General features: G+C 62.0%; 11 protein-coding genes. All 11 read left to right on the top strand.

Annotated features, from left to right (window positions below; translation table 11 throughout):
- Positions 1 to 7 precede the first annotated feature (7 nt).
- The gene (locus ACKLNA_RS25910; RefSeq protein ID WP_003222863.1) at positions 8 to 1,483 is read left to right on the top strand and encodes a sigma-54 dependent transcriptional regulator; all 1,476 of its coding nucleotides are present in this window, start codon (positions 8 to 10) and stop codon (positions 1,481 to 1,483) included.
- Between the two features lie 110 nt (positions 1,484 to 1,593).
- Complete coding sequence (locus ACKLNA_RS25905) at positions 1,594 to 2,805, top strand: sensor histidine kinase (RefSeq protein WP_408987518.1); 1,212 nt, start codon at positions 1,594 to 1,596, stop codon at positions 2,803 to 2,805.
- A gap of 5 nt (positions 2,806 to 2,810) precedes the next feature.
- On the top strand, positions 2,811 to 4,202 hold the full coding sequence (locus ACKLNA_RS25900) for a sigma-54-dependent transcriptional regulator (RefSeq protein WP_408987517.1): 1,392 nt from the start codon (positions 2,811 to 2,813) through the stop codon (positions 4,200 to 4,202).
- Between the two features lie 128 nt (positions 4,203 to 4,330).
- Complete coding sequence (gene fliE, locus ACKLNA_RS25895; RefSeq protein WP_085710460.1) at positions 4,331 to 4,660, top strand: flagellar hook-basal body complex protein FliE; 330 nt, start codon at positions 4,331 to 4,333, stop codon at positions 4,658 to 4,660.
- A gap of 15 nt (positions 4,661 to 4,675) precedes the next feature.
- Positions 4,676 to 6,463, top strand: a complete 1,788-nt coding sequence (gene fliF, locus ACKLNA_RS25890; RefSeq protein ID WP_085710461.1) for a flagellar basal-body MS-ring/collar protein FliF — start codon at positions 4,676 to 4,678, stop codon at positions 6,461 to 6,463.
- Positions 6,456 to 7,475 (top strand): flagellar motor switch protein FliG, encoded by a 1,020-nt coding sequence (fliG, locus tag ACKLNA_RS25885; protein ID WP_007958288.1) that lies wholly within the window; start codon positions 6,456 to 6,458, stop codon positions 7,473 to 7,475. Before fliF ends, fliG begins: the two co-directional genes overlap by 8 nt.
- A gap of 4 nt (positions 7,476 to 7,479) precedes the next feature.
- A complete protein-coding gene (gene fliH, locus ACKLNA_RS25880; protein WP_408987516.1) occupies positions 7,480 to 8,286 on the top strand; it encodes a flagellar assembly protein FliH in 807 nt (268 codons plus the stop codon).
- Complete coding sequence (gene fliI / locus ACKLNA_RS25875; RefSeq protein ID WP_085710464.1) at positions 8,276 to 9,634, top strand: flagellar protein export ATPase FliI; 1,359 nt, start codon at positions 8,276 to 8,278, stop codon at positions 9,632 to 9,634. Before fliH ends, fliI begins: the two co-directional genes overlap by 11 nt.
- A gap of 6 nt (positions 9,635 to 9,640) precedes the next feature.
- Positions 9,641 to 10,090, top strand: a complete 450-nt coding sequence (gene fliJ / locus ACKLNA_RS25870; RefSeq protein ID WP_114881898.1) for a flagellar export protein FliJ — start codon at positions 9,641 to 9,643, stop codon at positions 10,088 to 10,090.
- A 101-nt stretch (positions 10,091 to 10,191) separates the two neighbouring features.
- Positions 10,192 to 10,497: an STAS domain-containing protein gene (locus tag ACKLNA_RS25865; protein ID WP_119428818.1), complete on the top strand. Its 306-nt coding sequence runs from the start codon at positions 10,192 to 10,194 to the stop codon at positions 10,495 to 10,497.
- 5 nt (positions 10,498 to 10,502) lie between these two features.
- Positions 10,503 to 12,206, top strand: coding sequence for a SpoIIE family protein phosphatase (locus ACKLNA_RS25860; protein WP_408987515.1), 1,704 nt, complete (start codon positions 10,503 to 10,505; stop codon positions 12,204 to 12,206).
- Positions 12,207 to 12,222 lie beyond the last annotated feature (16 nt).

Genomic DNA, 12,222 nt, shown 5'->3' with positions numbered 1-12,222 from the left:
CTATTGCATGTGGCGTGAAACCAAAATTCTGCTGATCGATGACGATAGCGTCCGCCGCCGCGACCTGGCGGTGATTTTAAATTTTCTTGGCGAAGAAAATTTACCCTGCGGAAGCCATGACTGGCAGCAGGCAGTCGGCTCTTTGTCGTCTAGTCGTGAGGTCATTTGCGTACTGATCGGGACGGTCAATGCTCCTGGTGCGCTTTTGGGCCTGTTAAAGACACTCTCAACCTGGGATGAGTTCCTTCCGGTTTTGCTGATGGGCGATAATTCTTCGGTGGACTTGCCCGAAGACCAACGCCGCCGGGTGCTTTCGACTCTCGAGATGCCGCCGAGCTACAGCAAATTGCTGGACTCCCTGCACCGTGCCCAGGTCTATCGCGAAATGTACGACCAGGCCCGCGAGCGCGGCCGTCATCGCGAACCCAACCTGTTCCGCAGCCTCGTCGGCACCAGCCGTGCGATCCAGCACGTGCGCCAGATGATGCAGCAGGTGGCCGACACCGACGCCAGCGTGCTGATCCTTGGTGAGTCCGGCACCGGCAAGGAAGTGGTTGCGCGTAACCTGCATTACCATTCCAAGCGTCGTGATGCGCCGTTCGTGCCGGTCAATTGCGGGGCGATCCCGGCAGAGCTGCTGGAAAGCGAGCTGTTCGGCCACGAGAAGGGCGCCTTCACCGGCGCGATCACCAGCCGTGCCGGCCGCTTCGAGCTGGCCAACGGCGGTACGCTGTTCCTCGACGAAATCGGTGACATGCCGCTGCCGATGCAGGTCAAGCTGCTGCGCGTGCTGCAGGAGCGCACCTTCGAGCGTGTGGGCAGCAACAAGACCCAGAGCGTCGACGTGCGCATCATCGCCGCGACCCACAAGAATCTCGAAAGCATGATCGAGATCGGTACCTTCCGCGAAGACCTCTACTATCGCCTGAACGTGTTCCCGATCGAGATGGCGCCGCTGCGTGAGCGTGTCGAAGACATTCCGCTGCTGATGAACGAACTGATTTCGCGCATGGAGCACGAGAAGCGCGGTTCGATCCGTTTCAACTCCGCTGCGATCATGTCCCTGTGCCGTCACGGCTGGCCGGGCAACGTCCGCGAACTGGCCAACCTGGTGGAACGCATGGCGATCATGCACCCGTACGGGGTGATCGGTGTGGTCGAACTGCCGAAGAAATTCCGCTACGTCGACGACGAAGACGAGCAAATGGTCGACAGCCTGCGCAGCGATCTGGAAGAGCGCGTGGCAATCAACGGCCACACGCCGGACTTCACCGCCAACGCCATGCTGCCGCCGGAAGGCCTGGATCTGAAGGACTACCTCGGTGGTCTGGAGCAGGGCCTGATTCAGCAGGCGCTGGATGATGCCAACGGCATCGTGGCCCGGGCCGCCGAACGCCTGCGCATCCGTCGCACCACGCTGGTGGAGAAAATGCGCAAGTACGGCATGAGCCGGCGTGAAGGTGATGAACAGGCGGATGATTGACGCCTGTTTTTCAACTTCTTCATTTATAAGCAATTTTTTTTAGGCACGGGTATTGCTACATCCCTCGCAACGTTCCGTTTAACTGACGGTCAGCCAAGCGAGAGAGCACAATGCCCCAAGCCTCCCAGATGTCTTCTGTTCCCGAGTCCTCGGGGCAACTGCCGTCCGTAGAGCAGGCCAGTCGGCAGGGTCTTGAGCAGGCGTTCGCGCTGTTCAACCAGATGTCGAGTCAATTGACCGACTCCTACAGCATGCTTGAGGCGCGGGTCACCGAGCTCAAGGGTGAGCTGGCCGTGGTCAGCGCCCAGCGCATGCAGGAGCTGGCGGAAAAGGAGCGTCTGGCCAACCGTCTGCAAAATCTCCTCGATCTGTTGCCCGGTGGTGTCATCGTCATCGATGGTCACGGCATCGTGTGCGAGGCCAATCCGGCCGCCATCGATCTGCTGGGCCTGCCGCTGGAAGGTGAGCTGTGGCGCCATGTCATTGCCCGTTGCTTCGCGCCCCGTGAAGACGACGGTCATGAAATATCCCTGAGAAACGGTCGACGCCTGTCGATTGCCACCCGCTCGCTGGATGCCGAGCCGGGGCAATTGGTGCTGCTCAATGACCTGACTGAAACCCGTCACTTGCAGGATCAGCTCGCACGCCACGAACGCCTGTCGTCGTTGGGGCGCATGGTCGCCTCGCTGGCTCATCAAATTCGTACGCCGCTTTCCGCCGCGCTGCTGTATGCCAGCCATTTGACCGAGCAGGCGCTGCCGGTCGCCACCCAGCAGCGGTTTGCCGGGCGCCTGAAGGAGCGTCTGCATGAGCTGGAGCATCAGGTGCGCGACATGCTGGTGTTCGCTCGCGGTGAATTGCCGCTGACCGACCGCGTCACGCCCAATGCCCTGATGCAGTCGTTGCAGGCGGCAGCGTTGACCCACGTGCAGGATCTGCCAATTCGCTGGCAGTGCGACAGCCATGCAGGCGAGTTGCTGTGCAATCGCGACACGCTGGTTGGTGCTGTGCTCAATCTGATTGAAAACGCGATTCAGGCCAGTGGCGGTGACGTGCGCCTGAAAGTGCATTGCTACACCCGCGACAACACCCTGCGCCTTTGCGTCAGTGACAATGGCGGCGGTATCGAGTCGGCGGTGCTGGCGCGGCTGGGCGAGCCATTTTTCACCACCAAGGTCACCGGCACCGGCCTGGGCCTGACCGTGGTCAAGGCCGTGGCCCGTGCGCATCAGGGAGAATTGCAACTGCGCTCGCGGGTCGGGCGCGGCACGTGCGCGCAGGTCGTCCTGCCGATGTTTTCCGCTGTACAGGGAGCTGAGTGAAGGTCATGGGCATCAAGGTTCTGCTGGTCGAGGATGACCGTTCATTGCGCGAGGCGCTGGCCGATACGCTGCTGCTGGCCGGTCACGACTATCACGCCGTGGGTTCTGCCGAGGAGGCGCTGAAAGCCGTGGAGTGCGAGGCGTTCAGCCTGGTGGTCAGCGACGTCAACATGCCGGGCATGGACGGTCACCAGTTGCTCGGCCTGCTGCGCGCGCGCCAACCGCAATTGCCGGTGCTGCTGATGACGGCTCACGGTGCCGTCGAGCGTGCGGTGGATGCCATGCGTCAGGGCGCGGCGGATTATCTGGTCAAGCCCTTCGAGCCCAAGGCGCTGCTGGATCTGGTTGCGCGCCATGCTCTGGGCAATCTCGGTACAACTGACGCAGAAGGGCCGGTTGCCGTCGAGCCGGCCAGTGCGCAGTTGCTGGATCTGGCGGCGCGGGTCGCCCGCAGCGATTCCACCGTGCTGATTTCCGGCGAGTCCGGCACCGGCAAGGAGGTGCTGGCGCGCTACATCCACCAGCAATCCCATCGCGCCAGTCAGCCGTTCATTGCGATCAACTGCGCGGCGATCCCGGACAACATGCTTGAAGCGACATTGTTCGGTCACGAGAAAGGTTCGTTCACCGGCGCCATCGCGGCGCAGGCCGGCAAGTTCGAGCAGGCCGACGGCGGCACCATTCTGCTCGACGAGATTTCCGAGATGCCTCTGGGGCTGCAGGCCAAGTTGCTGCGTGTGCTGCAGGAGCGTGAAGTGGAACGGGTCGGCGCACGCAAGCCGATCACCCTCGACATTCGTGTCGTCGCCACCACCAACCGTGATCTGGCGGGTGAAGTGGCGGCGGGGCGGTTCCGTGAAGACCTCTACTATCGCCTGTCGGTGTTTCCGCTGGCCTGGCGTCCGCTGCGTGAGCGCACCGCCGACATCCTGCCGCTGGCCGAGCGTCTGCTGGCCAAGCACGTCAATAAAATGAAGCATGCGATGGCGAAGTTCTCGCCCGAGGCGCAGGCGTGCCTGATCGGTTATCCCTGGCCGGGCAACGTGCGTGAGCTGGATAACGCGGTGCAGCGGGCGTTGATCCTGCAGCAGGGCGGGCTGATCCAGCCGCAGGATTTCTGTCTCTCCGGGCCTGCGCTGTTCGCGCCGTTGCCAGTGGCCGTGCCGGCAGCAGCGGTCATTCGTGAGGTCGAGATCGAGGCGGATTCGGCCGGCGCGCTGGGCGATGACCTGCGTCGTCGCGAGTTCCAGATGATCATCGACACCCTGCGCACCGAACGCGGTCGGCGCAAGGAAGCCGCCGAAAAACTCGGTATCAGCCCGCGTACATTGCGCTACAAACTGGCGCAGATGCGCGATGCGGGGATGGACGTCGAAGGGTATCTGTTCGCCACGTAAGCGGTGGCGCAAACGTTTGAAAACGCATTTCTCGAAGCGGTGCCCGTGAGCTGGCACCGTTGTTGCTAACACCTGAGTACCCGCCGAGTGAGTGTCAAAAAATTGCGGGCCGCCCAAGAGAGTAGACCATGAGCCAAGGTATTGAATTTAATCGGTTGATGATGGACATGAAGGCCATGCAAATGGACGCCATGTCGAAGCCGAAATCGACTGCCGCCGTCCCTGAAGTGGCAGGCAGCAGCTTTTCCGACATGCTCGGTCAGGCCATCAACAAAGTGAACGATACCCAACAGGCCTCGAGCCAATTGGCCAACGCGTTCGAAATCGGCAAGAGCGGCGTCGATTTGACGGACGTGATGATTTCCTCGCAAAAGGCCAGCGTGTCGTTCCAGGCTCTGACCCAGGTGCGCAACAAACTGGTTCAGGCTTATCAAGACATCATGCAGATGCCGGTTTAAGGACGAGATTGAGTCATGGCAGAAGCAGTCGCCGATAATGTTCCGGCCAAGGCCACCCCGATAGACGGCAAACCGCCGCTGTTCGGCCTGTCCTTCCTGGAAAACCTCTCCGAGATGACCATGCTGCGTCAGGTGGGCCTGTTGGTCGGCCTGGCTGCGAGCGTGGCGATTGGCTTTGCCGTGGTGCTGTGGTCACAGCAACCGGACTACCGGCCTCTGTACGGCAGCCTTGCCGGTATGGACGCCAAGCAGGTCATGGACACCCTGGCCTCCGCCGACATTCCCTACACCGTCGAGCCGAACTCCGGTGCCTTGCTGGTCAAGGCCGATGACCTGTCCCGTGCGCGACTGAAACTCGCCGCTGCTGGTGTCACTCCCAGCGACGGCAACATCGGTTTCGAGATTCTCGACAAGGAACAGGGTCTGGGCACCAGCCAGTTCATGGAAGCGACCCGTTACCGTCGCGGCCTCGAAGGCGAACTGGCCCGCACCATCTCCGCCCTGAACAACGTCAAGGGCGCACGCGTTCACCTGGCGATCCCGAAAAGCTCGGTGTTCGTCCGTGACGAACGCAAGCCAAGCGCTTCGGTACTGGTCGAGTTGTACTCCGGCCGTTCGCTGGAGCCGGGTCAGGTCGTTGCCATCATCAACCTGGTGGCCACTTCCGTTCCCGAGCTGAGCAAGTCGCAGATCACCGTCGTCGACCAGAAGGGCAACCTGCTGTCGGATCAGGCGGAAAATTCCGAAATGACCATGGCCGGCAAGCAGTTCGATTACAGCCGCCGCATGGAAAGCATGCTGACCCAGCGTGTGCACAATATTCTGCAACCGGTACTGGGCAACGATCGCTACAAGGCTGAAGTGTCGGCCGACATCGATTTCAGTGCCGTCGAATCCACCGCCGAGCAGTTCAACCCGGATCAGCCGGCGCTGCGCAGCGAGCAATCGGTCAACGAGCAGCGCACCGCCAGCAATGGCCCGCAAGGCGTACCAGGTGCCCTGAGCAACCAGCCGCCGTCGCCGGCTTCGGCGCCGCAAACCACCGGTGGCGCCCAGGCTTCGACCGGCATGGTGCAACCTGGCCAGCCACTGGTCGATGCCAACGGTCAGCAGATCATGGACCCGGCCACCGGCCAGCCGATGCTCGCGCCGTACCCGGCAGACAAGCGTCAACAATCCACCAAGAACTTTGAACTCGACCGTTCCATCAGCCACACCAAGCAGCAGCAGGGTCGCCTGAATCGCCTGTCGGTGTCGGTGGTGGTGGACGATCAGGTCAAGATCAACCCGGCCAACGGCGAAACCACCCGTGCGCCGTGGAGCGCCGACGAATTGGCGCGCTTCACTCGTCTGGTGCAGGACGCCGTCGGTTTCGACGCCAGCCGTGGCGACAGCGTCAGCGTGATCAACATGCCGTTCTCCGCCGAGCGCGGCGAAGTGATTGCCGACATTCCGTTCTACTCCCAGCCATGGTTCTGGGACATCGTCAAACAAGTGCTGGGTGTGTTGTTCATCCTGGTGCTGGTGTTCGGCGTGCTGCGTCCGGTGCTCAACAACATCACCGGCGGCGGCAAAGGCAAGGAACTGGCCGGTCTGGGCGGTGACGTGGAACTGGGTGGCATGGGCGGTCTGGACGGTGAACTGTCCAACGATCGCGTCAGCCTCGGCGGCCCGACCAGCATCCTGCTGCCGAGCCCGAGCGAAGGCTATGACGCTCAGTTGAACGCAATCAAGAGTCTGGTGGCAGAAGACCCGGGTCGTGTGGCCCAGGTCGTGAAAGAGTGGATTAACGCAGATGAGTGATAACCGAGCCGCCGTCGCCAAACTGTCCCGGGTCGATAAAGCCGCGATTCTGCTGCTGTCCCTGGGTTCGACCGATGCTGCACAAGTGCTGCGCCACATGGGCCCGAAAGAGGTTCAGCGAGTCGGCGTGGCCATGGCCCAGATGGGCAACGTCCACCGCGAGCAGGTCGAGCAGGTCATGAGCGAGTTCGTCGACATCGTCGGCGACCAGACCAGCCTGGGCGTCGGCTCCGACGACTACGTGCGCAAAATGCTCACCCAGGCCCTGGGTGAAGACAAGGCCAACGGCCTGATCGACCGCATCCTGCTGGGCGGCAACACCAGCGGCCTCGACAGCCTGAAATGGATGGAGCCGCGCGCCGTAGCCGACGTGATCCGCTACGAGCACCCGCAGATCCAGGCGATCGTGGTCGCGTACCTCGATCCGGACCAGGCCGGTGAAGTGCTGGGCAACTTCGACCACAAGGTGCGTCTGGACATCATCCTGCGCGTCTCGTCGTTGAACACCGTGCAGCCGGCGGCACTGAAAGAATTGAACCAGATCCTCGAGAAGCAGTTCTCGGGCAACTCGAACGCCTCGCGCACCACCCTGGGTGGCATCAAGCGGGCGGCGGACATCATGAACTTCCTCGACAGCTCGATCGAAGGCCAGCTCATGGACTCGATCCGCGAAGTCGACGAAGACCTGTCCGGTCAGATCGAAGACCTCATGTTCGTGTTCAACAACCTGGCCGATGTCGACGACCGCGGTATCCAGGCGCTGTTGCGCGAAGTGTCCTCCGATGTGCTGGTGCTGGCCCTCAAGGGGTCGGACGAAGGCGTCAAGGAAAAGATCTTCAAGAACATGTCCAAACGTGCTGCCGAACTGCTGCGCGACGACCTCGAGGCCAAAGGCCCGGTGCGTGTCAGCGACGTGGAAACCGCGCAGAAGGAAATCCTCACCATCGCCCGCCGTATGGCCGAAGCCGGAGAAATCGTGCTCGGTGGCAAGGGCGGCGAGGAAATGATCTAACACCATGGGCAAGAACGACGACGATGTGACGGACCTGATCCGTGCCCGGGACGTCCGCGGTTTCGAAACCTGGGCCATCCCGAGTTTCGACCCGCCGCCACCGGAACCCGAGCCGGAACCGGAGCCCGAACCGCCGGAGATGGAGGAAGTGCCGCTGGAGGAAGTCCAGCCACTGACCCTCGAAGAACTCGAAAGCATCCGTCAGGAGGCTTACAACGAGGGCTTCGCCATCGGCGAAAAAGAAGGTTTCCACAGCGCTACCCTCAAGGTGCGCCAGGAAGCCGAAGTGGTTCTCTCCGCCAAGGTCAACAGCCTCGAGCAGTTGATGGTGAACCTGTTCGAGCCCATCGCCGAACAAGACACGCAGATTGAAAAGTCGCTGGTCGACCTCGTGCAGCACATCGCGCGTCAGGTGATCCAGCGCGAACTGGCCATCGACTCGACGCAGATCGAACACGTCATGCGCGACGCCCTCAAGCTGTTGCCGCTGGGCGTGGGCAATGTGCGGCTGTACGTCAATCCGCAGGATTTCGAGCAGGTCAAAGCCCTGCGCGAACGCCATGAGGAAACCTGGCGTATCGTCGAGGACGAGTCGCTGCTGCCGGGCGGTTGCCGGGTTGAAACCGAGCACAGCCGGATCGATGCGAGCATCGAAACCCGTGTCGGTCAGGTCATGGCCAAGCTGTTCGACCAGTTGCACGAACAGGCCTTGCACCCGGCCGAACCGGATCTGAGCCTCGACTTGCCGGAAGCGCCGAAACCGGCCCCTGTCACCGACGAGCCGCTCGCGGACGCCCCCGATGCGCCTTGAACGCACCAGTTTCGCCAAGCGCCTGAGCACCTATGCGGAGGCCACCGAAATCCCCGGTGCGCCGATCCTCGAAGGACGCCTGCTGCGCATGGTCGGTCTGACCCTCGAAGCCGAAGGCCTGCGCGCGGCCATGGGCACCCGCTGCATGGTGATCAACGACGACAGCTATCACCCGTCGCAGGTCGAAGCTGAAGTGATGGGTTTCTCCGGCAGCAAAGTTTTCCTGATGCCTGTTGGCAGCGTTGCCGGTATCGCGCCGGGTGCCCGTGTGGTGCCGCTGGCCGATACCGGTCGTTTGCCGATGGGCATGAGCATGCTTGGTCGTGTGCTGGACGGCGCCGGACGTGCGCTGGACGGCAAGGGCGGCATGAAGGCCGAAGACTGGGTGCCGATGGACGGTCCGACCATCAACCCGCTCAACCGTGACCCGATCAGCGTGCCGCTGGACGTCGGCATTCGTTGCATCAACGGTTTGTTGACGGTCGGTCGCGGTCAGCGTCTGGGTCTGTTCGCCGGTACTGGTGTCGGTAAGTCGGTGCTGCTGGGCATGATGACCCGCTTCACCGAGGCCGACATCATCGTCGTCGGTCTGATCGGTGAGCGGGGTCGAGAAGTTAAAGAGTTCATCGAGCACATTCTCGGTGAAGAAGGCCTCAAGCGTTCCGTGGTGGTTGCATCCCCTGCGGACGACGCACCACTGATGCGTCTGCGCGCGGCGATGTACTGCACGCGCATCGCCGAGTATTTCCGCGACAAGGGCAAGAATGTCCTGTTGCTGATGGATTCCCTGACCCGTTTCGCCCAGGCCCAGCGGGAAATCGCCCTGGCCATTGGGGAGCCGCCGGCGACCAAGGGTTATCCGCCTTCTGTGTTTGCCAAGCTGCCGAAACTGGTGGAGCGCGCCGGTAACGCGGAGAAGGGCGGTGGTTCGATTACCGCGTTCTATACCGTGCTGTCCGAGGGCGATGACCAGCAGGACCCGATCGCCGACTCGGCGCGAGGCGTGCTCGACGGTCACATCGTATTGTCCCGGCGCCTGGCCGAAGAAGGGCATTACCCGGCCATCGATATCGAAGCCTCGATCAGCCGGGTAATGCCGGCCGTGGTGCCGCCCGATCACATGGTCCGGGCGCAATTCTTCAAGCAGCTGTGGTCGCGTTACCAGCAAAGTCGCGACCTGATCAGTGTCGGTGCCTATGTCGCCGGTGGTGATCGCGAGACTGACCTTGCCATCAATCTGCAGCCGCAACTGGTCAGATACCTGCGCCAGGGTCTGAACGACAGCATCAGCCTGGGCGAAAGCGAGGCCTACCTCGAAACAATTCTCGCCCCTGCGACCGGCGGGTAACCGGCCATGGCCCTGAGCCGCGCCGCACGTCTGGCACCGGTGGTGGAAATGGCCGAGAAGGCCGAAAAAACCGCCGTGCAACGTCTCGGGTATTTCCAGGGACAGGTGAAAGTGGCCGAAAGCAAACTCGCCGACCTACATGCCTTTCGTCTGGATTACTCCGAGCAATGGATCGTGCGCGGCAGCACCGGGGTGACCGGGCAGTGGCTGCTCGGGTTCCAGGGATTTCTGACCCAGCTCGATACGGCGGTCGACCAGCAACGGCAAAGCCTGCAATGGCACCAGAACAATCTGGACAAGGCTCGCGAGGCCTGGCAGCAGGCGTTTGCCCGGGTCGAAGGCTTGCGAAAACTTGTACAACGCTACCGCGATGAAGCCCAGCGAGTCGAAGACAAGCGCGAGCAAAAGCTGCTGGACGAACTGTCCCAGCGCCTGCCGCGCCGTGATGCCTACTGACGGGTTGATCTCTGACAGTTTGCGGTGACTTCCTGCCTTGCCCCTTACCCTAGCAAGTGCTAAACCTTGTACAGGTTCGTCAATGACAAGGAAGCCAGTACATGTCAGTCGTTACAGAAGTTTCTCCGGATGGCCAAAAGCTGACGATCTCGATCAAGGGCCGGTTCGATTTCGGTCGCCATCAGGAATTTCGCGAGTCCTACGAGCGACTCAATAAAAAGCCCGACTCCATCGTGGTGGATCTCAAGGATGCCACCTATCTCGACAGCTCGGCCTTGGGCATGCTGCTTCTGCTGCGTGACCACGCCGGCGGTGACGACTCGGACGTGCGGGTGGTCAACAGCAATTCGGATGTGCGCAAGATCCTCGCCATCTCCAACTTCGACAAACTGTTCGACATCAGTTGACGGCCATGCAGCCGCAAGAGCCCCTGACGATCCTGATCGCCGAGGACAGCGCCGCTGACCGGCTGCTGTTGTCGACCATCGTGCGACGCCAGGGGCATGCGGTACTGACGGCCGCCAATGGGGCCGAAGCGGTCGAGGTGTTTTCCAGCCAGCAGCCGCATCTGGTGCTGATGGACGCGATGATGCCGGTCATGGACGGCTTCGAAGCCGCACGCCAGATCAAGGTACTGGCGGGTGAGAACCTGGTGCCGATCATATTCCTCACGTCGCTGACCGAGAGCGAAGCCTTGGTGCGATGCCTGGAGGCCGGCGGTGACGACTTTCTGGCGAAGCCATACAACCAGGTGATCCTGTCCGCCAAAATCAAGGCGATGGATCGCTTGCGCCGCCTGCAAGCCACGGTGCTTGAACAGCGCGACCTGATTGCCCGGCACCACGACTACCTGCTCAACGAGCAGCGGGTCGCCAAGGCAGTGTTCGACAAGGTCGCGCATTCCGGTTGCCTGAGTGCGCCGAATATCCGTTACCTGCAATCGCCCTATGCGCTGTTCAACGGCGATCTGCTACTGGCGGCCTACACGCCGGCCGGCGACATGCATGTATTGCTCGGTGACTTCACCGGGCACGGTCTGCCGGCGGCGGTCGGTGCCATGCCGCTGGCGGAAGTGTTCTACGGCATGACCGCCAAGGGTTACGGGCTTGCCGAAACCCTGCGGGAAATGAACGCCAAGCTCAAGCGTATCCTGCCGGTGGACATGTTCTGCTGCGCCACGCTGCTCTGCCTGAGTTTTCAGCGGCGCAGCGTGGAGATCTGGAACGGCGGCATGCCTGACGGTTATCTGCATCGCATCGCTACGGGCGAGCGGGTACCGCTGGCGGCGCGGCATCTGCCTTTGGGGGTGCTCAGCCCGCAGGCTTTCGATGACCGCACCGAAGTGCTGTCGATGGCGGTGGGTGATCGGGTGTTCCTGTTGTCCGACGGGGTGATCGACACCTGCGACGCCAATGATCAGCTGTTCGGTGTCGAGCGCTTGCAGCGGGTGTTTTCCGGCAATCGCCAGCCGGATCGGCTGTTCGCCGAGATCGAGCAGGCGTTGCAGGATTTTCGCGGCGAAGCCCGGGACGATGTGAGCATGGTCGAGGTCAGCCTGCTGGAAATGGCGCAGGTCAATCCGTCGGCACCGGTGTATTCCGACAGCGGTCAGTCGTGCCCGCTGGACTGGTCGGTGAGTTTCGAATTTCGCGGCGCCACGCTCAAACGCTTCAATCCTTTGCCCTACCTGCTGCAATTGCTGCTCGAAGTGCATGGCTTGCGCACGCAGAGTGGCGCACTGTACAGCGTGCTCGCCGAGCTTTACTCCAATGCGCTGGAGCATGGGGTGCTGGGACTGGATTCCAGCCTCAAGCGCGACGCATCGGGTTTCGCCCGTTACTATGAGCAACGCAATGCGCGCCTCGATGCCCTGCAGGATGGATATGTGCGCGTGCATCTGGAGGTTCGTCCCGAGGGCGAGGGCGGTTGTCTGATCGTGCGTGTCGAAGACAGTGGCAAGGGCTTTGACGTGGCTCGTGTGATGGAGCGGCCGCTCGACGGTGTCCGCCTGTCGGGGCGCGGCGTCAGTCTGATCCGGCAATTGAGCAGGAATCCAAGCTGGTCGGACGATGGTCGTAGTGCTCGCGTGGAGTTTTTCTGGGAGGCTCTGGCATAATCCGCGCATTCTTGAT

It is taken from the genome of Pseudomonas sp. UV AK001, assembly GCF_046097675.1.
In the GTDB taxonomy this organism is placed as follows: Bacteria; Pseudomonadota; Gammaproteobacteria; order Pseudomonadales; family Pseudomonadaceae; genus Aquipseudomonas; species Aquipseudomonas kribbensis.
Note: the sequence above shows the minus strand (reverse complement) of the source record. Positions and strands in the feature narration are given on the sequence as shown.